This is a genomic window from Acidovorax sp. Leaf73 (genome assembly GCF_916855635.1).
Classification (GTDB): Bacteria; Pseudomonadota; Gammaproteobacteria; order Burkholderiales; family Burkholderiaceae_C; genus Acidovorax; species Acidovorax facilis.
The window spans coordinates 608,978-630,784 of record NZ_CAKASI010000005.1 but is presented as its reverse complement, the minus strand read 5'-3'; the positions used below and the strand labels follow the sequence as shown (position 1 = coordinate 630,784).

Genomic DNA, 21,807 nt, shown 5'->3' with positions numbered 1-21,807 from the left:
TGATCTCCCTGCGGCGGCGCCACAGCACCTGGCGTGCCGCCGCCTCCAACGCACATAGAAGCCTTCCTGCCGTGGCCGCTCCTGCGGGATTGCGCTGTCCAAACCCATCTCACGCGATTCACTACGCGCTAGACTCCGACTCGTCAACAATTAATTAACAATTCATTACCCTGGTGGAGAGCCAGTTCAATGTCGTTCTGGCGCTGCCCGGAGACTTTGATCAGGCCCTGGGGGGAGGGCCACTGTCGATGCGCACCGGAAATCTCAGCACCTGGCTCCTGCGGGGCACCTATCCCCGGCTGTATGTGCCTATCGTGCTGATCATCGTGCTGGTCAGCACGGTGCGCTACCACTACCTGGTGGCCACAGAAACCGACGAGGTGCGCCGCCATGCCGCCACCGAACTGCGCCGTGCTGGCGATGCGCTGCTGCCGTCGCTGGCGGCCCTGCCCGCCTCGGACCGCCAGGCCCAAGCCACGCTGCTCAGCGAAGGGATTGCTAGCTTCGGGCCGGGCATCCATTCGCTGAAATGGCAGGTGGACAGCGAGCCCGCCACCGAAGCCCGCGCGCCCCGCCTGCCCGCCACCGCGCCAGACTGGTTTGCCCAATGGGTCAACATTGCACCGCCCTCGCAGCAGTTCAGCCAGGCGTTGTCCAGCGGCGGGGCCTCCGGGCGCCTGACGGTGACGCTGCAGGCGGCCCCCCTCGTCGGCCAGGTCTGGAGCACGGTGGTGGTGCAGTTGCGCATCTCGGCCCTCAACATTTTCACCATCCTGCTGCTGCTCACCCTGCTGCTGCGGGCCAATGCCCGCATGCTGCGCCGCCTGGCAGAAGCCACCGATGCGTTCCGCCAGGGCCGCCTGGACACGCGCATGGAGGTGACGGGCACGCTCGAATCGCGCGCCATGGCGGCCACCTTCAATGACATGGCGGGCAAGGTCCAGTCGCTGGTGCTGTCGCTGCGCGAAACCCAGCAGCAGCAAAGCGAACAACTGCACTTCACACGCCAGCTGATCGACGCCCTGCCCCTGCCGGTGTTCGTGCGGGATGCGAAGGGTGTCACCCTCGAAGTCAACTGCGCCTGGCAGCGGCTTTTTCATGCCCCTGCCGGTGCTGGCAGCGCTCAGGCCTCGCCACCCGCGTATCCCCAGGAGCTGTCGCCCGAGCGCTCCACCCAGATCGCCCAGGCGCAGGACAACGAGATCCGCGTGCACCCGGCCAACCACCAGCCCCCAAGGGACATGGCCTACTACGAGGCCCCATTCACCACCACCCGGGGCACGCTGGCCGGCACCATTGGCACCCTGGTGGATGTGACCGAACGCAAACGCGCCCAGGAGGCCCTGCGCGCCGAGAAGGAACGCGCCGAGGTCACGCTCGCCTCCATCGGCGACGGGGTGATCACCACCGACCCCTCGGGCTGCATCGAAACCATCAACGAGGCTGCACAGCTCATGACCGGCTTCACCGCCGACCAGGCGCTGGGGCGGCAGCTGGACGACGTGTTTCGCCTGTATGAAGAGCTTGCCAGCCGCAACGCCAGTTCTGCGGCCGAGCGGGACACCGTGCCCGGCGCGCTGCAGCCGGTCACGCACGAGGTGCTGATCCACCGCTCGGGCGAACGCTACGCCATCGAGTACACCGCGTCAGCGATCCGCCAGGGCGATGGCACGGCCGCAGGCTGCGTGCTGGTGTTCCGCGACGTGACCGAGACCCGCAACCTGCGCCACCAGATTTCATGGCACGCACGGCACGATCCGCTCACCGGGTTGTACAACCGCGCCGCCCTGGCCGAGCGGCTGACCCATGCCATCTTCGTGGCGCGGCAAAAAGGGCTGCTGCTGGCGGTGTGCATGCTCGACCTGGACCATTTCCAGACCGTGAACGACGCCCACGGAAACCGCGTGGGCGACCGCCTGCTCAAGGAAACCGCGCGGCGCCTGGGCGCCTTCATCACGCCGCAGGACGCCGTGGCGCGCATGGGGGGCGATGAGTTTGTGCTGCTGCTGGGCGAACTGCCCGACATACCCGCCATCGAGGCGCGTGTGGACGTGCTCATGCAGCAGCTGGCCGCCCCCTACGCCATCGACGACCGCGTGCTGCACACCACCGTGAGTGTGGGCGTGGCCGTGTTTCCGCAAGACGACGCCAACCCCGACACCCTGCTGCGCCACGCCGACCAGGCCATGTGCCAGGCCAAGGGCTTCGGCCGCAACCAGATGCATGTGTTCGACGTGCAGCTGGACCACGCCGTGCAGACCCAGCACACCCGCCAGACCCGCGTGGCCCAGGCGCTGCACGCGGGCGAGCTGGTGCTGCACTACCAGCCCAAGGTGAACCTGCGCACCGGCGAAATCCTGGGGCTGGAGGCCCTGCTGCGCTGGCAACACCCCGAGCAAGGCCTGCTGGGCCCGCAGCATGTGCTGCCCCTGATCGAGGATGCCGAGCTGGAGGTGGAAGTGGGCGAATGGGTGCTGCGCCAGGCCCTGGCCCAGATGCGGCAGTGGACAGACGCCGGCATGCTGTGGGAGGTGAGCGTGAACATCTCCGCACCCCACTTTCATCGGGCCAATTTTGTGGAGCGGCTCAAGGACATCCTGCACACTTGCCCCGAGGTGTCGCCCACCCGCCTGGAGCTGGAAATCCTCGAATCTGCAGCCTTGCAAGACATGCAGTACATGCGCCACATGATGCAAAGCTGCCAGGCGCTGGGCGTGCGTTTTGCGCTGGACGACTTCGGCACCGGCTTCTCCTCGCTGTCTTACCTGAAGCGCCTGCCGGCTGAAACCATCAAGATCGACCAGTCGTTCGTGCGAGGCATTCTGGAAGACGGCGACGACCTCACGCTCGTGAGCGCCATCGTCGCGTTGGCCGCCGCCTTTCACCGGCATGTGGTGGCCGAGGGCGTAGAAACCGCCGAGCAATGCGCCAAGCTGCTGGAGCTAGGCTGCGAGCGCGCCCAGGGCTTTGGCATTGCTCGGCCCATGCCTGCGCACGAGGTGCTGACCTGGGCCCGGGAGCACGCTGCTCGCCATGCGGCCCGAGCGGTGCAGGAGGCGGCGCGGCGGCCTGCCTCAACCTGAGTACTACAGCGGTTGCACTGCGTTCATGTCGGGCCGCGCCAGCCACGCCTGCCACTCGTCCACCAGCTGCTGGCTGGCCCGCGTAGCCGCAAGCCAGGCCTTGGCACGCGCGGCGCTGTCGGTGCCGTAGTGGGTGAAATCGTTGCGGTCGGGCAGCTTGGCGTTGGGCAAGGAGCGCACCCAGTCGGGGCTGGGCGACAGCACCACCATGTTGTCCAGCGACGGGGTGGAACGGTGGCGCCACTTGAGCCCCTTGTCCAGCCAGCCGGGCACCACCTGGTGCTGGAAATGCGGGTACAGCACCAGGCCGGGCGAGGCAGTCGGGCCAGAATTTGAGTTTTTTTGGCCGCCAGCGCTTGTTGGATAAGCGCTACCAGCTATTAATTCAATAGCATTCTGTGATTGCTGACCGTAGGACAGGTGCAGGTGGTAGTCGGTGATGCCCCCGTCCCAATACGCTCCACGGGGCGCACCCGGAATGTTGTGCACGGCCTGCAGCACAAACGGGATCGAGCAGCTGGCTTGCAGCGCTGGCATGAAGTTGCCGCCGTGCAGCAGCACCTGGCGCGTGCGGTAGTCCGAGGTGCCAAACGGCAATGCAGCGCACGCAGCACCAACGCTCACACCAACACCATCGGCCGTGGCTGCATCGGACGAGGAAAACACCACCCGCTCCAGCCACGCCCCCATCGCCTTGCGGTGCACCGTGTTCGTCAGAAACGCGCCCAGATAGCCCAGCGGCGTGGCCACGCGGTGCTCGCGCCCCAGCAGGTGCCGCCCGCGCGAGGTGACGATGTGCAGGCGGTAGCGCGGGTGGTTCAGCACCTCGTCGATGCGCCCACCATAAAACGCCTGCAGGTTCTGCCCAAACCGCTCGCTCACATGCGCGGCCGTGGGGCGCTTCTTGCCCGCCGGCAGGTCGTAGTGCTGGTGGATGTAGTCGTGCTCCAGCCGCTCGAAAGCCGCCACCGATTGCTGCAGGCAGGCCGTGGCCATGCGCCAGGCGCCGATCGAGGCGCCCACCAGGTGCACCGGCTGGCTGGACTGGGGCAGCCACTCCCCAAAGATGAAACGGTCCAGCGGACCCAGGATCAGGCCCTTGGGGCCCCCTGCCGCCGCAGGGATCACGCCCACATCGCCGGGCTGCAGCCCGTGGTTTTGAAGGTGTTGGCGGGCACGGGGGCCGGCATGGATGCGCAGGGCTTTCATGGGCGGCATTTTCGCAAAGCCGCAAGGCGGCTCAAAACCAGCTCTCACACCACGTAATCAGCAGCCTCAGGCTTCGCAGTCCAGTCAATAGGGTCTTGCTGCAGCACCATGTCGATGTCCAGCCCCAGGGCCAAGCCCACTTCGCCAGGGAACGACACGGCCAGTTCCTTTTCGCCCAGTTCTGCCTCACGCGCTCGGGCGCGCCAGGACGCCAGGTGGATCACGCCCGCGAGGGGCTCGTAGGCATTGTTGTCAAACGGCGCGCTCTGGTGGTGCAGGGCATCCACCACCACCTCGGGCAAACGCCAGCGGCGCGCCAGCCCGGCCGTCACATGACCATAGCAGTAGCCAAAGATGCGCTGCTCGATCTTGCCGCGCCGCAGGTCAAACGGGGCCACCAGTGTGTTGACCGACTGGGCTTTGTCCGGGTCGGCCAGGTGAATCACAAGCTCGCCCAGCGCGTGCAGCAGGCCGGTGGTGTACGCAGCAGTCTGGTTCTGGTGCACGATGCCCGCCAGCGACCGTGCCAGCTTGGCCGTGTTGAGGCTGTAGCGCCAGAACTGCTGCATGTGCACGCCGGGCACCGAGCGCGACGCGGTGCCCAGCGGTGCCGACGTGACCAGTGTGCGAACCTGGGCAATACCCAGCAGTGCCAGTGCTTCGGGGATGCCGGCAATCTGGCGCGGTACCTGGAAGGTGTGGGAATTGGCCAGCTCCAGCAGCCGCCCGGCCAGGGCCGGGTCGGTGCCAAAAAGCTGGTTCAGACGCCGCAGGCTGGGCTCTTCATGCGCCAGCTCGCTCATCAGCAATGCCACCGTGCGCGGAAGGCTGGGCAGAGCTACGGGTTGGGCCAGCAGTGCGTTCAGCTCCATGGGGTCAGGCACCAGAGTTGGGGTTGCTGGCGATTATGGCCCCCAACCTGCCGCAAACCCAGGCCATCCCGCCGCAATCCGTCAACGGCCCTTGGCCTGTTGCAACTTGGCAAATGCCGACGCCATGGCCGACTGTTGCACGGGCTCAGGCGCGCGGCGCTGGGGTTGTGCATAGCCGCGGCCAGCCCCCTCAAAGCGGTTGTCGCGGGGTGCACCCCGGTCGCCGCCCTGGCGCGGAGGCGCGTCGCCCAGCTTCATCGACAGGCCGATGCGCTTACGCTCCACATCCACTTCCATCACCTTGACCTTGACGATGTCGCCGGTCTTTACCACCTCACGGGCGTCATTCACAAACTTGTGGGCAAGCTGGCTCACGTGCACCAGGCCATCCTGGTGCACGCCCAGGTCGATGAAGGCGCCAAACTGGGCCACGTTGCTCACCGTGCCTTCCAGGATCATGCCTTCCTTCAGGTCCTTGATGTCTTCCACGCCATCGTTGAAGCGCGCCACCTTGAAGTCCGGACGCGGGTCGCGGCCGGGCTTTTCCAGCTCGGCCAGGATGTCCTTGACGGTAATGACACCGAATTTTTCGTTGGCAAACAGCTCGGGCTTCAAGGTCTTGAGCATGTCGGCGCGGCCCATGATCTCGGCCACGGGCTTGCCCGTCTTCTCCATGATCTGCTCTACCACGGGGTAGGTCTCGGGGTGCACGCCGGTCATATCGAGGGGGTTGTCGCCCCCCCGGATGCGCAAGAAGCCCGCGCTCTGCTCAAACGTCTTGGCGCCCAGGCCTGCCACGTCCATGAGCTGCTTGCGGCTCTTGAACGCGCCATTGGCCTCACGCCAGCGCACCACCGCCTTGGCCACGCTGCCCGACAGGCCCGAGACACGGCTGAGCAAGGGCACGCTGGCCGTGTTCAGGTCCACGCCCACCGAGTTCACGCAGTCTTCCACCACCGTGCCCAACGTGCGCGCCAGCTCGCTCTGGTTCACGTCGTGCTGGTACTGGCCCACGCCAATGCTCTTGGGGTCGATCTTGACCAGCTCGGCCAGCGGGTCCTGCAGGCGGCGTGCGATGGATGCCGCGCCACGCAGGCTCACGTCCACATCGGGCATCTCTTGCGAGGCGTATTCGCTGGCGCTATAGACCGAAGCACCGGCCTCGCTCACCACCACCTTTTCAATCACGCGGTCCACCTTGGCCGCCAGCTTGATCAGGTCGGCGGCCAGCTTGTCGGTCTCGCGGCTGGCCGTGCCGTTGCCAATCGCAATCAGGTTCACGCCGTGCTTCTCGGCCAGCTTGGCCAGGGTGTGCAGCGAGCCCTCCCAATCGCGGCGCGGCTCGTGCGGGTAGACAGTCGCGGTTTCCACCAGCTTGCCCGTGGCATCCACCACGGCCACCTTCACACCGGTGCGGATGCCCGGGTCCAGGCCCATCACCACACGCGGTCCAGCCGGCGCAGCCAGCAGCAGGTCGCGCAGGTTGTCGGCAAACACCTTGATGGCGACTTTTTCAGCGTCGTCGCGCAGGCGGGCGAACAGGTCGCGCTCGGTCGAGAGGCTGAGCTTCACGCGCCAGGTCCAGGCCACACACTTGCGGATCAGGTCATCGGTCTTGCGGCCCTGGTGGCTCCAGCCCAGGTGCAGGGCAATCTTGCCTTCGGCCATGCTGGGCTTGCCGGGTTCGGGCTCCACGGGCAGCACCAGCTTGGCTTCCAGAATCTCCAGGCCCCGACCCCGGAACACCGCCAGCGCGCGGTGCGAAGGCACGCGGCCGATGGGTTCGTCGTATTCAAAGTAGTCGCGGAACTTGGAGACCTCGGGGTCGTTCTCGTTCTTGGACTCGACCCTCTTGCTGCGCAGCAGCCCCTCGGCCCACAGCCATTCGCGCAGGTTTTGCACCAGTGCCGGGTCTTCGGCCCAGCGTTCGGAAAGGATGTCGCGCACGCCGTCCAGCACTGCGGGCACGGTCGAAAAGTCCGCGCCCGTCTTGCCATCGTCCAGCACCTCGGGCGGTTTCGTGAAGGCGGCAGCCTCCACGGCAGGGTCCAGCGTGGGGTCGGCAAAGAGCTTGTCAGCCAGCGGCTCGATGCCGAACTCGCGGGCCATCTGGCCCTTGGTGCGACGCTTTTGCTTGAACGGCAGGTAGATGTCTTCCAGCTCCTGCTTCGTTGGAGCTGCGGCAATGGCAGCACGCAGCGCATCGGTCAGCTTGCCCTGCTCGTCAATGCTCTTGAGCACCGCAGCGCGGCGGTCGTCCAGCTCGCGCAGGTAAGACAGGCGGGCTTCCAGCTCGCGCAGCTGGATATCGTCCAGCCCACCGGTGACTTCCTTGCGGTAGCGCGCGATAAAGGGCACCGTGGCGCCCCCGTCCAGCAGCTCCACCGCTGCGCGCACCTGTTGTTCACTAACCCTGATTTCTGCGGCCAACTGCCGGATGATCTGCTGCATGTGTGGGCAAACTCTCTGAGACTCGGTCAAACAAACGAACAAAAACGCGAAGCGCGGGAGTTTGCCACAGGCACTATTGGTAACAACCCGAGGGAACAACCGGCCTTGCCATGAGGGCGGGGTGGGCTGTCTAGAATGCTCCAGCCTCCAAGACCGCCCCTTCATGCAGCCCCTGCCCTTCCCCATCCGCACAGAATGCCCGCCGGGCGCTTGTGTCTGCGACCGGGATGCCCTGCTGCAATCCCCCGATGCCGTGCTGGAGGCACGCATCCTGCAGCTCACCCAGGCTGAAGAAAAGAAGTTGCTGCAGCGGCTGGAGAACATCACCAGCCTGAGCGACCTGCGGCGTTTGCAGGAGCGCATGGAGCAGCAGCTGGGCCTGCGCCTGACCATTGCCCCCAGCCCCAACGAAGTGCGCACCCTGCGCGGCATCACCATCCTGGTCCACGAGCAGCGCGGGCTGTGCCGCAAGACGCGCCAGGCCATCCCGGCCGCCATCAAGAAGGGCATGGACCAGCGGCCGGAGATCACGTACGAGCTGCTGAACGAAGGCGGGTTGTTCTCGGGGTTGTGACCCCGCGCATCCGTCTCTTCGCCCACCCGCCCTGCCCGCCGCATGCAAGACGACCTGTTCGGCAGCCCCGAAGCCCCAACACCTCCTGTGCCTTCGCGGCATTCCACCCGGCCGACCAAAGCCGATGCGCCCGAAGCCGCAGAACACGCCGCGCCGCCTGCCCCGCGCAAACGCTCCAGCCAGGTAGCCGCCATGGCGCGCGACGATGCGCTAACCTCCCTGGCCGCCGCCCTGCCCCGGCAGTTGCGCCTGGGCACCTCCAGCTGGACCTACCCCGGCTGGAAAGGCCTGGTGTGGGAGGGCGAACATTCCGACACGCAACTGTCCAAGCAAGGCCTGGCGGTGTATGCCCAGCACCCGCTGATGCGCACCGTGAGCATTGACCGCAGCTTTTACCGGCCGCTCACCGTGAGCCAGTACGAACGCTACGCCTCGCAGGTGCCCGACGACTTCCGGTTTGTGGTGAAGGCACCAAGTGTGGTGACCGACGCCCTGGTGCGCAGCGAAGACGGCCGGGGCCGCCAGGCCAACCCGGCATTCTTGAGCCCCGAACTGGCCCGCAGCGAGTGTGTGGAACCTGCCCTGCAAGGCCTGAGGCACAAGCTGGGCGCGCTGGTGTTCCAGCTCAGCCCGCTCCCGCTGGCGCAGCTGGACCGCATGCCCCTCCTGCTGGAGCGCCTGCGCGCCATGCTGCTCGCGCAGCCCGCACTGGCGCCACTGGCACCCGATGGCGTCATCGCCGTGGAAGTGCGCGACCCCGAATGGCTGACCCCCGACTTTGCCGCCGTGCTGCGCGAAGCCGGTGCCACCTACTGCCTGGGCCTGCACGCCAAGATGCCGCCACTGCAGCAACAGCTGCCCATGCTGCGCGCGCTGTGGCCCGGCCCCCTGGTGTGCCGCTGGAACCTGAACCCGGTGCATGGCCCCTATGGCTATGAAGAGGCGGAGCGCCTGTACGCCCCCTACGACCGCCTGCACCACCCCGACCTGCCCACCCGGGCGGAGCTGGCCAGCGTGATTGCGGGCATCACGCGCCGGGGGCAGAACGCTTTTGTGACCATCAGCAACCATGCTGAGGGCTGCGCGCCGCTGACGGTGCGCGGTGTGGCCGACGAAGTGGCTGCGGTGCTGACGGCAGCGCCACGCTGATGTGCTCGCGCACCAGCGACGTCCCTGCGGGTGAGTCTGAGCGCGGTGTGAGCCGGATGCGATGTACCGCTCTGGAAGGCGAAATACTCACATATTCATAGCTTCTAGCGCTTATCCATCAAGCGCTAGAGGCACTTTTTATTCAAATTTTCTGCAAGCGCTTGCGGCACGGACTAGGCATGCACCATCGCCCCGCGCCTGCCGCCCAGCGTGATCCACGCCAGCGCCACGCCCACCAGCGCCCCGGTGGCCATGCCGACTACCATGGGCAAGGGCTTGCCGGTGGCAAACAGGCCGACCACGCCCATGGCCAAGGCGCCCGTCAGCATCTGCAGTGTGCCCAGCAGGGCCGATGCCGTGCCGGCGATGGCGCCGTGTTTCTCCAGCGCCAGCACCGAGGTGGTGGGGATCACCAGCCCCATGAGCGCGCTGGCTACAAAGTACAAACCGATCAGCACGGCCAGGTCATCGCCGCCCAGCAGGTAGTAAAGCAGCAACGACGCCATGACCGCGCCCGAGGCCGTGGCCGCCGCCTTCACCACCCGCACCATGCCAAAGCGCTCACCCAGCGTGGCGGTGAATTGGGAGGCGCCGATGAACGCTGCCGCGTTAACCCCAAAGGCCAGGCTGTACTGCGTGGGCGTCAGCCCGTAGTGGTTGATGAGCACAAACGGCGAGCCCGCCAGGTACACAAAAAACCCGGCCATGGCACAGCCGCCAATGAACACCAGGCCCAGGTAGTGCCAGTCGCGCAGCAGCAACGCATAGGCGCGCAGGGCGCCGCCCAGGCTGCTTTCCACGCGGTCGGACGCGGGGCGCGTCTCCTGCAAGCTGCCGTACACCAGCGCCAGCCCCGCCACGGCGGCCACGGCCACCACCCAGAAGACGCCGCGCCAGCCGGTCAGGGCAATCACCCCGCTGCCCGCCAGCGGCGCCAGGATAGGCGACACGCTGAACACCAGGATCAGCAGCGACATCAGCCGCGCTGCATCGGTGCCCGTGTGCAGGTCGCGCACCACGGCACGCGGTATGGCCATGCCCGCCGCCGCGCCCAGGCCCTGCAAAAAGCGCAGGGCCACCAGGGTTTCGATGTCACTGGCCAGCGCACACCCCACGCTGGCCACCGTGAACAGGCCCAGGCCAAAGTACAGCGGCGGCTTGCGTCCCACCATGTCAGAGATGGGGCCATAGAACAGCTGGCCAGCCCCCAGCGCCAGGAAAAACGCCGTCAGGCTCCACTGCACAGCGCCCACCGACGCCCCCAGGCTGGCGCCAATGTCGGGCAGCGCGGGCAGGTACATGTCGATGGCAAAGGGGCCGATGGCCGAGAGCAGGCCCAGGATGAGGGCCATTTTGAGGAAGCGGGAAAAATGCATAGCCGCCCATTGTCACCATTTCGGTGCATGGACTCGGGTAAACCCTGAATGAATGGCCAAAAGCGCTACCCGGGCACGGCAGGTACTGCGCCCACCCTTCAGTCCGGAGCCAGTTCGATGCGGTTGCGCCCGGCCTGCTTGGCGCGGTACATGGCGCGGTCGGCGCGGCGCACCAGTTCTTCGGGGGCCTGGTCACGCTGGGGCACAAGGCTGGCCACGCCAAAGCTGACGGTCACGATGCCGAAAGGCGCGCCCTCATGCGGCAAGGCCAGCGCCTGGATGGCCTGCTGGATCTGGCGGGCCACTTCCATGGCAGCCGGCGCGTCCGACGCCGGCAGCAGCACCACAAACTCCTCGCCACCAAAGCGCGCCGCCAGATCACCGTCGCGGCGCCCGCCGGTTTGCGCCAGGGTGAGGGCCAGAGCCTGCAGGCAGGCATCGCCCGCCAGGTGACCATAGTGGTCGTTGAAGTGCTTGAACACGTCCACGTCCAGCATGATCAGCGAGAGCGGCGTCTGCGCCCGCTGAGCGCGGGCCCATTCGTGCGCCAGGGTCTGGTCAAAATGGCGGCGGTTGGCAATGCCGGTGAGCCCATCGGTGTTGCTGATCAGTTGCAGCCGCTGGTTGGCCTGCGCCAGGGCCTGGGTGCGCTCTTCCACCAGCGCCTCCAGCTCCAGGTTGCGCTGCTGCAGGCGGCCTACCGGGTACACCTCGCCGTCACGCGCCAGGCCGTAGGGGATGGAAATGCTGCTGTGGGCAATCTTCCAGTCGCCCTCTTCATGGCGAAACACCAGCACCAGCCGCGCGGTCTCGCGGGCAAACAGTGCGTCAGGAATGGGCAGCCGGATGTGGAAAAACGCCGTGACGGCCACCACGTCATCGCACAGTTCCTGGGGGAAGAGGTCTACCACGTCAATGCCGATGCGGCCGGGCACCTGGGCAAAGTCCTGCAAGGTGACGTCAACCCAATCGCTACGGCTCTTGACCAGCTGGTCGCTGCTGCCCGCAAAGCCGCTGAAGTTGTCGCTGAAACGGGTGACCAGCCTTGCATCCCGTGCGGCATACATTTCGATGTATTCATCAAACAACAGGCGGATCAGTCGCTGGCGTTCCGGTGACATGGGCGGGTTCCTCTGGAGCAGCGTTGGGGTGGTGCGTGCGGCCTGCTGTGCAGGCGGGGCTGGGCGCTCTGATGAATGTAGCACTGCGTGCGCGTGCTGTGCCCCCTGGACGGCCCGGAACACCCAACACTCTGACGACGCGGTTGCAAGCGTTGGGTACACGTGAAGGGCCCGTTGGAGTCGAAATCCTCGGGACTGCGCTCGCACTAGACGCTCAAGGCCCGAGAGGCGCCAGGCTCGGAATGCGGCCTCGGTTGCGCGATCAGGGATGCAGTTCGGTTCAGCGCGCCCACATAGGGCCCACGGTCGGCGATGTGGTCATCGCCGTCGCGCTGGGGAGGACAAAGTGATAAATGTTGTCGTTCAGATAACGCGCAACCTCAAGCACGTCGTCCTCGCCCCACGCCAGCTTGGCCTCGCCCTGCCACTTGCGCACCTCTGACCGCAGGCTCGTCCAGTCTGTGACGGCCTTGCTGGCGCGCCAATGCAGCTGCACGGTGTGACAGGCGCTGCAATGTGTCGCGTAGAGCAATTCGCCGCGACCCTGGGCCATAGCAGGGTTTGCAACCACTGCGATGCAGAACACAGTGCCAACAACAACCCCACGCAAGACCAATAGCTTCGATAGGTACGCTGTCATTCATCTGCTTTCAAAGGGTGAATCCCGCAACACCCGCAATGCCGATGGGCTGGGCGCCGCAGCCTACCGACGCGGCCACCCAGAAGGTTGCAGTGGCCCCGAACGATCACACGATCTCGGAACCATGGCGAGCACACTGCGGGGCGGGTTCAGGCCGCCCACGCGAACGAAGCGAGTAACAGCAAAACCGCGATAGCAGCCATGGTCGTCCAAAACCGATTCGCGATGATTTCGTTCATGGCCTTGACCTCGCTTCGGAGTAAAAAAAGCCGCCCGCGCGCGCGCCGACACTCCTTCACGTGCGTAGACAATTCGGCCAGTTCTGCGGGCGTCGGGCTGGGCATTTCACCGAATGCCGACGTGCTCCACTGAAGTGTTTGACGGTGAGAGGTTTGCATAAACTGCTCCAATCTTTGGGCGCAGGGTGTCCACGCCCGTGGTCAATCAATATGCGGCAGACCTGGAAAGAACGCCCATGCCAGCGCCATCGCGCCGCACCATCCACTCACATGGTTGAGCACTTGAGGCGAGGTGTACCGAGGGCGCATCAAGTCGCGCCAGAAGTTCCAGATGCGTCCCCCTTGGGCATCAGCGGATGCTGAACGAAGGGTGCGGACCGACGCAATTGCTCCAGTGCATCCAGGCACCCGTCAAGTACATCGCCAGGGGCTTGTAACCGAGAGGCCGCGCCATCGGGCGGTGCCCTCCCGCATGCCACCCGCGACAAAGTTTCGAGCGCAGCCCTGAACAACAGATCCCAATCCTCCGTTTCAAGGCCTGCGGCTGCGGGCTGAGGATCGGGCGCATTGGGGGGCGTTCGCACCGGCAAACTGGTCTCCGTCAGGCTGGGGGAGGCATCCACAAGGGGCCACGGCCTCGATAGCCCTCCCTGCGTTTCTTGCCGTTCGGTCAGAGACTTCGTGGAAAACAATGGAAAGGCTGATTGAAACCTGCTTCGCAAGGTCATCGCCTTCGACATGTCGGGTTCAGTCATTGTCATTGGATTGCTCCTATCAAAATTCTTCGCACTCACCATGCGTGCCCGTTGGGGGTGCACTTGCCACTTGCGCCAGATGGACACCCCAACAGCTTGTTTTTAGAACGCTGCCGCCTTTGCGTCTGTACGGTCGCGCACTCTGCCGAGCGCCGCAGATGTGCAGCCTGCGCGGGTGTAGGCAAAGTCGTCGATCCGTCAAAGTCGAGCTTGATCGGAAACTGACAGAGATCAAACAAACAGCAGCTATTCGTGTGATTGCGGACAACTCTTACGTTTCGGAACATGACGTTTTCTTGTGGGGTCGGATTACCGTTCTCCTGGTCGGTTTTCGATCTTTGCCGCCAGGCATCACCCGAAAGGAAAATCGTGATCTTTGATGCCTACCCCGCAGAAAACCTCTTGGTGAGCTCGCTACCGGATTCAGACCAGCGCCGCTGGCACCATCTGCTCGAACCTGTTGATTTGCAACTGGGCCAGGTGCTCAGTGAGTCTGGGCGGACGCCCAGCCACGTCTACTTCCCGACCACAACCATCGTGTCCATACTTCACGTCCTCCAGGATGGCAGCTCTACCGAGGTTGCGATGGTGGGCTGTGAAGGAGTCGTGGGCATTTCGTCCTTCCTGGGGGGCGTGACCACTCCGAGCCGCAGCGTCGTTCGAAGTGCCGGTCAGGGTTTTCGGCTCCCGGCCGGCCTGATCCAGGAAGAGTTCGAGCGGCATGCAACCGTCAAGCAGCTGATGCTGAAGTACACGCAGGCGCTGATGTGCCAAATGCTCCAAAACGCAGTCTGCAACCGACATCACTCCGTTGATCAGCATATCTGCCGTTGCCTTTTGGAAAGTCTGGATAGGCTGGGAGGCAATGAGCTGGTGATGACACATGAACTCATTGCGCAAATGCTCGGCGTGCGGCGCAGCGGGGTCACCGAGGCAGCGCTGAAGTTGCAGGCAGCGGGATTGATCCGTTACCACTCGGGCCACATCACGGTGCTTGACCGCCGTGGCCTGGAGCACCGCAGCTGCGAGTGCCACGCCGTCGTGAAGGGCGAATACGCTCGGCTATTGCCAGATTTGAGGGCGGCTTCAGACAGCTTCTCTCCAAGGGATAGCGCCCTGGTCCCTGACCTCCGTCTTGTTCGCTCTTGAGGTTTCCAGAATTCGTCACATCCCGTCCGCCGCTCACACCATTCACTGTGCATGCCGTTTGCCCTGAGCCTGTCGAGCGGCTTTCACGCACGGTGGCCGAGTCAAAACCTGCGCGAACAAGCAGGGCTGGTGGGTGGCACTGAACCTCAACGCCCTGCGGTGCGCTGCACCGAAGGCACCGCCCTAACTAGACGGCGCAGGCGCCAGGAGCACCAGGATGAAACGACCCGAAGACACTTCCTTGTCGGCGCTGCACAGGAGCGTCCGAGAGACGCCGCCCTGTGGCAAAAAATGCAACTCGCACGTCTGAGGTGCGGCACCCGCGCGCGCTTGTGCGAGCATGCTCTGCAACTGTGCGTTGCTGGCCGTAGTCAGGAAACTGGCGAAAGACTGGCCCAGCACACCATGGCTGGCAGCACCCAGCAGCCGGACGCCAGCGCGGTTGATTTCGCACACCACAGTGGTCTCATCGATGACCAGGAACGCTGCGGGCGCGCGCTGGACAAGGTTCGTTTGGCGCGCCAAGTGGTTCTCCAGGTCGGCCCGCGAAAGCCGAAGTTCCTCGTGCTGCATATCGACCTCGACCTGGTGGACCTGAAGCTCGTGCAGCAGCGCCAGGGCGTCACCGGCAGTGGACGGCGAAGACGCGAGCTTGTACAGAACTGCCATGGCCTCTGATGTGCTGGTGCGTGCAAGGTCGCTTCGGACGCCACCCGTTAACTGCCCCGTCGCTCGCTCGCGCAAGCTCGACAGATAGGACGAAGATTCTGCGAGGTGTGACATGAATGCTCCTGAAAAGAGTGTGCTATCCGCAGTCGCTCCGACTCTACCCCTTGCGAAGGCGAGATTCGAGCTCTTTCGCCGTGGTGATGTCGATGAGGGTGATGACCACGCCCTGGATTACGTCGGCGAGCGTTCTGTAGGGCTTGATACGCACCAAAAACCAGAATCCATCGGTCGTCGTGATTTCTTTTTCCGTCAATGTCAGCGTCTTCAGGGTTTGCCTGGCGTCGTCATTGAGCGCAGGGTAGTTCAGCGTGCTGGCCAGATCGGTCAACGGTCGGCCGATATCCCCTTCTCGCAGGTGGATGATGCGTGTGATCTGCTCGGTATAACGGCGCACGTTCAAGGCGCTGTCCAGAAACAGGGTGGCGATGTCCGTGCTGTTGAGCAGGTTTTGCATGTCGCTCTGGGCCAGCGCCAGATCGTCCAGTTTGGTTTGCAGCTCCTGGTTCAGCGTCTGAAGCTCTTCGTTCATCGACTGCGACTCTTCTTTGGAAGTGGTCAGTTCTTCGTTGGCAGACTGCAGTTCCTCGTTGGTGGACTGCAACTCTTCGTTGGCCGCCTGCAACTCCTCTGCCGAGGCCCTCATCTCTTGGCGCAGGGCTTGGATTTCGTCTTTGCAGCGCTGCAGCTCCTCGACCATCTGCGGATCAGCGGCACCTGCAGAGGCCCGGCGCCTGCGCTTGGCCAGGACCGGCGCAGCCACATCGCGAAAAACGATCATTGCCAGGCCAGCCAAGGAATGGGGTTCCTGCATCAGTTTGACGATCACATCCACAGAAGGCTGCGTGGGCTCTTCGCTCAGGCGCAGCCCGCGCACCTCCACGCGGCCTTTGTCCTGAACGGCTTGCCGCAGCGCCGCTGCAATTTGCGCCCTGATGGCAGGACGGGCCATCACATGGATGTTCCAGTTGGCCTTGCCGGACGCTGGCTCCAGGTATTTGCCCACGCTGCCGTTGATATACACGACATCGCCTTGGTCGGTGACCAACACGGCGGCGGGAGAGAATTCTTGAAGCAGCGCTTGCTCGGCGTGGGTCTGCAAACTGGAGGGAAGCACAACAGCCGAAGGGGACACCTTGAACTCCTGGGGAAGCCGGTTGGTCGCCCGGCGAAGGCTGATCGGAAAGTACGCCGAGCCAGCGTTGATTGAATTTTCAGTGCGCCAATAGAGCCGGGATTTCTGGCTTATCGGCGTAAAAAGCGCTTGCCAGGTGCCAATGGTCTCTGAACCTCCGAGCAACAACGCGCCGCCAGGGCGCAAGCTGTAGCTAAAGAGCGGCATCAGCCGACTTTGCAGTGCGGCATTGAAATAGATCATCAAGTTGCGGCACGAGAGCAAGTCGAGCTTGGTGAAAGGTGGGTCGAGAATCACGTCGTGCTGCGCAAACAGCACCATTTCCCGAACCTCCTTGCTGATCAGGAATCCGCCGTCCTGGCGTGTGAAGAATCTGGCCAACCTGGCCGGCTCCACGTCGTCCACGATCTTCAACGGGTAAAGCCCCTTGCGGGCCGCAGCGATGGCGTCCGCGCTCAGGTCGCTGGCGAAAATTTGCAGTGAACAGCGCTCAGCGACGGGGTGCTCCTTCACCGCCTCCCTGAAGACCATGGCCAGGGAGTAAGCCTCTTCGCCCGTGGAGCATCCCACCACCCAGGCCCGCAGACGGGCGCCCGGCGCGCAGCGCGCCAGCAGGGCGGGCATCACCACGTCCTTGAGCTCTCGCCAGACCGAGGGGTCACGGAAGAAACTGGTCACGCCAATGAGCATTTCCTTGAAGAGCAGGTCCAGCTCCTGCGGGTTCTCCTGCACGAATTTTTCATACGCATCGGTCGTGGTCAGGCCGTGTACGCCCAGGCGCCGCTGGATGCGTCGGCGCAACGTGCTGGGCTTGTAGTCGGAGAGATCGTGTTTGCAGCGATCTCTCAGCAGGCCCAGGATGGCGCCCAGCGCGTGCCCGCTGTGGTTGCCCGCGTCGTCTTCGGGCGGCGGGGCAGTGCCATGCTTTTCGTCGATGTAGCGCCCGATGCGATCGGGCAATTCAGCCGCAAGACCGATGATGTCGATGCACCCTGCCGCGATGGCACTTTGTGGCATGGAGTCGAACTGCGCGGACGCAGGCAACTGGGCAAGGGTCAGTCCGCCCTGCGACTTGATCGCCTGCAACCCCAAGGTGCCGTCGGACCCCATCCCCGAGAGAACCACGCCAATGGCCTGTTCACCCTGATCGCGCGCCAGCGACGCAAAAAGCAGATCAATGGGCAGTCTCATGCCGCGAGGCCGAGCAGGCTCTGCAAGGTGCAGCAACCCTCCCGCGACTGTCAGCTCCTTGTTGGGGGGTATGACGTAGACCACATCGGGCTCCATGCGCATCGTGTCAGTCGCTTCGAGCACCTCCATCGCCGTGCAGCGCTGCAGCAGCTCTGCAAGCATTGCCTTCTGCGTAGGATCCAGATGCTGGACAACCACGTAGGCAAGGCCACTCGACGGTGGGACGTGCGCCAGGAACTGCTCCAACGCGATCAGCCCCCCGGCCGATGCTCCCAACCCCACGGCACGAACTGCGCTCGAAGTGCGCGCCGCGATCCCGTGGCTTGAAGGTTGGTTCATGCCCGATTATCGGGGTACCCCTGCAGGGGGCGCCTGCGGGGGCTCACGGAGCCATTCAGCGCGCATACCGCCAAGGCGGCGTCCCATTTATGTACGCTGGCAGACAGAAACAACGCCCCTTCACCGGCCACACTGCGCCCCAAGCTCCTGTAGCAGTGCGCCAGTTCCCACGCCGCCGCTGCCCAGATATCCCCTCCGGCCAAGACAACGGCACAGAAAGGACCAGCGCATGGGCATCCCCGAACGACAAATCCTGTTCAGCAAGACACTCACCACCTCGTGGCCCAGTGCCGCGCAAATCCAGCACTGGACCCAGGTCTTGGGGACACTGCGAGCGCGGCTTCTCAAGCGGGAACTGCCGGGAGAATCGCAGCTCCCCTTCCAGGCACCCGCCATAGTCCCCAAGCCGGGGCCGGATTTGAATCTGCTCGAATGTGTCGCGGCTCTGGAGGAAATGCACCAGGCGCTGCAGCGCGAGACCGCCCAGCGACAGGAGTTGGAGCGCGCCTACCGCGGCACCCACAAGGCGCTCGCTCAGGCGGAGGCCGACCTCGCCTTCGTGCGCAGCGGCGAGTGCAAGGCACGCCACGAGGCGCTTCATGACGAGCTGACGGCCCTGCCCAACCGCCGTCACCTGCTGGAGCAACTGGGCCATGCCCTGGCCACGCGCCGCCCCGAACACGTGGGGCCCACGGTGATCTACATCGACCTCGACCACTTCAAGGCCGTGAACGACACCCATGGACACGGTGTGGGTGACGAGGTGCTGCGCATTACCGCCGCACGGCTGACTGCAGCGGTGCGCCACGGCGACCTGGTGGTGCGCCTGGGGGGCGACGAGTTCGCCTGCCTGCTGCAAGGCATGGCCGACGCTGCGCCGTTGCGCCAGCTGTGCGCCAAGTTGCTGGAGGCCGTGTCCCGCCCCATGAAGGTCGCCGACCTGCAACTGCTGGTTTGCCCCAGCATTGGCGTAGCCATGTGCCCCCAGCATGGCACGACGGCCAAAGACCTGATGGCATGCGCCGATGCGGCGATGTATGCGGCCAAGCGCGAACGGCGCGGATTCGCGTTCTACGGCGAAGTCGCGTGATCCTGCAAGCGCCCTCCTTACAAAGTAAAACACGCCCATGGGTACGGTTACGAACAGACCGCCACAGCGCACCATGGGACAGTGCAAACAACGGCCACCACCATTGGTGGCTGTCTCTCCAAAGGACTGCTCCATGCGCCACCCCTCACCCCGCCAGCTTTCCGGCGCCCTTCTGGGGGCGCTTGCTGTGATGTCGCTGCAGGGCTGCAAGCGCATCGACATGGTCACCGACTGGACTCCCGCCAGCCCCTCCCCCACCGCCTACTTGGAAGACAGCGTGCTGGCGTCGCGGGTCCGCGCCGCACTCATCCTGTCGCCGGTGGTGAACAGCTTCAACATTGGCGTCGAATCGCACCAGGGGGTCGTGCTGCTCAGCGGCATGGCGGCAGACCCCACGCAGATCGATCTGGCCGTGTTTGTGGCGCAAACCGTGCCCGGTGTGAGTTCGGTGGACAGCTTCATGTTTTCCATGGGAATGCCTGCCGTCCACGCCACCGAGGACAAGGGCTATTCAACCGACCCCGCTGCCTTGCAAGGCAAGAGCCCGCTGGGCAGCTTCCCGCACCCTGAACCTACGGGCATGGAGAACGGCCGTTCATCCGCCGTCTCCACCCCCGCCCCTCTTGCCCTGGCGTCGTTGAGTCATCCCCTGGCTTCAGAAGGCGGCCCCACCGCTGGCACTGCACCTGCGCAAAGCCGCTGGGTGAGCATGGCCCACCGCGTACTGGGCATTCGCAGCATTCAAGAAGAACTGTTGATCAAGCAGTAGGCGCTGCCCTTCCCCAGAAAGGGGCACAGCCGTGCGGGCCCGGCGCCCTCAGAGCCTCCTGAGGGTCTTCTGAGGGTCTTCTGAGGGTCTTTTGGATGGTCAGATTTTGGCCTTCATCAATCGCTGGTAAATCTGTTTGTCCGCGGCGTAGCAGCTGCAGGCCTCGGCCTCCAGCGCCTTGCGGTCAAGCACCGTGAGTTCGCCCCGGTGGTAGGCAATCAGCCCGGCGTCCTGAAAATGGCCGGCCGCCTCGGTCACGCCCACCCTGCGCACGCCCAGCATCAGGGCCATGAACTCTTGGGTCATGTGAAAACAATCCGAGTGCGAGCGGTCCTGCATCATCAACAGCCAGCGCGCCAGGCGCGGCGCTATCTGGTGGTAGCGCTGGCATGCCGCCGCCAGCGTCTGCTGGTGCAGGCGTGCCAGCAGGCAGGCCTGGAGCAAGGCCTCCAGTTCGGGAATCGCGTCGATCTGCGTGCGCAGCTGCTGGGCGCCGATGCGCCAGCTGGACCCGGCCCCCTGCACCAGCGCCCGCCAAGGTGTGGCCGCCAGCCCCAGAATCAGCTCCGACCCCAACATGGCCTCTGCCCCCACCATGCCGACTTCGAGTGGCGGGTGGCTGTCCACATCGATCACCAAAGACAGGAAACCTTCGATGGGAAAGTGGGCATGCTGCAGCGGCTTGCCCCGCACGCTCAGCTCTGCGGAAAGCACCAGCTCGAACGGCTCGCAATGGTCTAGCAACCGCTGGCGCACTGCAGGGGGCAATTTGTGAAGAAGGGCGTTTTCGGGGTGGTGCATCGGGGTGTCTCACGGGTCGGCCAGCGCCACTCAAAGAAGCAACATCATGGCAACCGCGCGGGGCGTGCCCAGCGCAGATCTTTGCCCAGTGTGGGCGGCCCCATGTACCGTGACTGTCTGCCAGCGTACACAGCGCCTTGCCGGACTGCCCTTGCTTTTCGAACCGGCTTAGAGCTACTCACAAAACTCAGCGCAGCGGCCCTGGCTAGGCGTTCCGTCGCAGGCAGTACAAGCGATACGACAAGACGGAACAACAACGCCAGGGGAGTTTTGTGAGCCGCTCCTATTTGGCAACGCCCTTGGGCAGCAAGCGGTCGTACTCTTTCTTGACAACCTCGTAGCACTCGCAGGTGCGCCCTTCCAGCCCCGGGCGATCCAGCACATTGATGCACCCCCGGGCATAGCTGATGAGCCCCGCACGCTGCAGCTTGAGGGCCGCCTCCGTCACGCCTTCGCGCCGCACGCCCAGCATGTTGGCGATCAGCTCCTGCGTCATCACCAGCTGGTTGCATTGCAGGCGGTCCAGGCTCAGCAGCAGCCAGCGGCACAGCTGCTGGTCCAGCGAATGGTGGCGGTTGCACACGGCGGTCTGCGCCATCTGGGTAATGAGTGCCTGCGTGTAGCGCAGCAGCAGGTGCATGACCGGCCCGGAGCGGGCAAACTCCAGCTTCATGGCGTCGGCGCGCATGCGGTAACCCGAACCCGCGCTTTGCACTACAGCCCGGCTCGGGGTAGAGCCGCCGCCCATGAAGATGGAGATGCCCACCAGGCCCTCAAAGCCCACCACTGCAATCTCTGCCGAAGCTCCGTCCTCCAGCACGTACAGCAGAGACACGATGGCGTCGGTGGGGAAATACACATACGGCATGGTTGCGCCGGATTCGTACAGCACCTGCCCCAACGCCAGTTCCACCGTCTCCAGCTGCGGCAGCCAGCGCTGCAACTCCACCTCCGGCAAAGCGGCCAGCAATTGATTCTGAAGGGGAGAGTCGGATCGTTTGATGGTGGCACCTTGTGGAACGCGGGGCGCACCACCATCGCGGTTGTGCCTGCCACGCTGGGCAAGTGACCAGTTTGTGGGGCCACGCCCTTCGGGTCTGTACGGTATCGCACATACACACATTTACCAAATGACTTC

At 64.6% G+C, this 21,807-nt stretch carries 17 protein-coding genes; 6 read left to right on the top strand and 11 right to left on the bottom strand.

Annotated features, from left to right (window positions below):
* Nucleotides 1-248 precede the first annotated feature (248 nt).
* A complete protein-coding gene (locus LPA35_RS19615; RefSeq protein ID WP_370641476.1) occupies nt 249-3,083 on the top strand; it encodes an EAL domain-containing protein in 2,835 nt (944 codons plus the stop codon).
* A gap of 3 nt (nt 3,084-3,086) precedes the next feature.
* Here LPA35_RS19615 and LPA35_RS19610 read toward each other — a convergent pair whose 3' ends face one another.
* The 3 genes from LPA35_RS19610 to LPA35_RS19600 form a co-directional block, all read right to left on the bottom strand.
* Entirely contained in the window at nt 3,087-4,292 is a 1,206-nt protein-coding gene (locus LPA35_RS19610; protein WP_228898384.1) for a phospholipase, read from the bottom strand.
* 44 nt (nt 4,293-4,336) lie between these two features.
* Nucleotides 4,337-5,164, bottom strand: coding sequence for an HDOD domain-containing protein (locus LPA35_RS19605; RefSeq protein ID WP_055393979.1), 828 nt, complete (start codon nt 5,162-5,164; stop codon nt 4,337-4,339).
* Nucleotides 5,165-5,245: 81 nt separating this feature from the next.
* Nucleotides 5,246-7,615: a Tex family protein gene (locus LPA35_RS19600; RefSeq protein WP_228898382.1), complete on the bottom strand. Its 2,370-nt coding sequence runs from the start codon at nt 7,613-7,615 to the stop codon at nt 5,246-5,248.
* Between the two features lie 163 nt (nt 7,616-7,778).
* Here LPA35_RS19600 and LPA35_RS19595 point away from each other — a divergent pair, with 163 nt between their 5' ends.
* Nucleotides 7,779-8,189: a hypothetical protein gene (locus tag LPA35_RS19595; protein ID WP_121420358.1), complete on the top strand. Its 411-nt coding sequence runs from the start codon at nt 7,779-7,781 to the stop codon at nt 8,187-8,189.
* Between the two features lie 42 nt (nt 8,190-8,231).
* A complete protein-coding gene (locus LPA35_RS19590) occupies nt 8,232-9,338 on the top strand; it encodes a DUF72 domain-containing protein (protein ID WP_228898380.1) in 1,107 nt (368 codons plus the stop codon).
* Nucleotides 9,339-9,511: 173 nt separating this feature from the next.
* Here LPA35_RS19590 and LPA35_RS19585 read toward each other — a convergent pair whose 3' ends face one another.
* The 4 genes from LPA35_RS19585 to LPA35_RS19570 all read right to left on the bottom strand — a co-directional run bounded on the left by LPA35_RS19585 (nt 9,512) and on the right by LPA35_RS19570 (nt 12,873).
* Nucleotides 9,512-10,714 (bottom strand): multidrug effflux MFS transporter, encoded by a 1,203-nt coding sequence (locus LPA35_RS19585; RefSeq protein WP_228898373.1) that lies wholly within the window; start codon nt 10,712-10,714, stop codon nt 9,512-9,514.
* Between the two features lie 98 nt (nt 10,715-10,812).
* The gene (locus tag LPA35_RS19580) at nt 10,813-11,835 is read right to left on the bottom strand and encodes a diguanylate cyclase (protein ID WP_228898371.1); all 1,023 of its coding nucleotides are present in this window, start codon (nt 11,833-11,835) and stop codon (nt 10,813-10,815) included.
* A gap of 280 nt (nt 11,836-12,115) precedes the next feature.
* The gene (locus tag LPA35_RS19575; protein ID WP_228898368.1) at nt 12,116-12,388 is read right to left on the bottom strand and encodes a cytochrome C; all 273 of its coding nucleotides are present in this window, start codon (nt 12,386-12,388) and stop codon (nt 12,116-12,118) included.
* Between the two features lie 236 nt (nt 12,389-12,624).
* Nucleotides 12,625-12,873, bottom strand: a complete 249-nt coding sequence (locus LPA35_RS19570; protein WP_228898367.1) for a hypothetical protein — start codon at nt 12,871-12,873, stop codon at nt 12,625-12,627.
* Between the two features lie 881 nt (nt 12,874-13,754).
* Here LPA35_RS19570 and LPA35_RS19565 point away from each other — a divergent pair.
* Nucleotides 13,755-14,618, top strand: a complete 864-nt coding sequence (locus LPA35_RS19565) for a Crp/Fnr family transcriptional regulator (RefSeq protein ID WP_228898366.1) — start codon at nt 13,755-13,757, stop codon at nt 14,616-14,618.
* A gap of 183 nt (nt 14,619-14,801) precedes the next feature.
* On the opposite strand, the gene LPA35_RS19560 is transcribed toward LPA35_RS19565, so the two are convergent.
* The gene (locus LPA35_RS19560) at nt 14,802-15,401 is read right to left on the bottom strand and encodes a PAS domain-containing protein (RefSeq protein WP_228898365.1); all 600 of its coding nucleotides are present in this window, start codon (nt 15,399-15,401) and stop codon (nt 14,802-14,804) included.
* Between the two features lie 43 nt (nt 15,402-15,444).
* Nucleotides 15,445-18,009 (bottom strand): chemotaxis protein CheB, encoded by a 2,565-nt coding sequence (locus LPA35_RS19555; RefSeq protein WP_228898364.1) that lies wholly within the window; start codon nt 18,007-18,009, stop codon nt 15,445-15,447.
* A gap of 229 nt (nt 18,010-18,238) precedes the next feature.
* Here LPA35_RS19555 and LPA35_RS19550 point away from each other — a divergent pair, with 229 nt between their 5' ends.
* Both LPA35_RS19550 and LPA35_RS19545 read left to right on the top strand, forming a co-directional pair.
* Nucleotides 18,239-19,099 carry a GGDEF domain-containing protein gene (locus tag LPA35_RS19550; RefSeq protein WP_228898363.1) on the top strand — a complete coding sequence of 287 codons (861 nt, stop codon included), beginning with the start codon at nt 18,239-18,241 and terminating at the stop codon, nt 19,097-19,099.
* Nucleotides 19,100-19,232: 133 nt separating this feature from the next.
* A complete protein-coding gene (locus LPA35_RS19545; protein ID WP_228898362.1) occupies nt 19,233-19,868 on the top strand; it encodes a BON domain-containing protein in 636 nt (211 codons plus the stop codon).
* A gap of 99 nt (nt 19,869-19,967) precedes the next feature.
* On the opposite strand, the gene LPA35_RS19540 is transcribed toward LPA35_RS19545, so the two are convergent.
* Together LPA35_RS19540 and LPA35_RS19535 are read right to left on the bottom strand one after the other, a co-directional pair.
* Nucleotides 19,968-20,669 (bottom strand): Crp/Fnr family transcriptional regulator, encoded by a 702-nt coding sequence (locus LPA35_RS19540; RefSeq protein ID WP_228898357.1) that lies wholly within the window; start codon nt 20,667-20,669, stop codon nt 19,968-19,970.
* A gap of 283 nt (nt 20,670-20,952) precedes the next feature.
* Complete coding sequence (locus LPA35_RS19535) at nt 20,953-21,627, bottom strand: Crp/Fnr family transcriptional regulator (RefSeq protein ID WP_228898448.1); 675 nt, start codon at nt 21,625-21,627, stop codon at nt 20,953-20,955.
* Nucleotides 21,628-21,807: the final 180 nt, after the last annotated feature.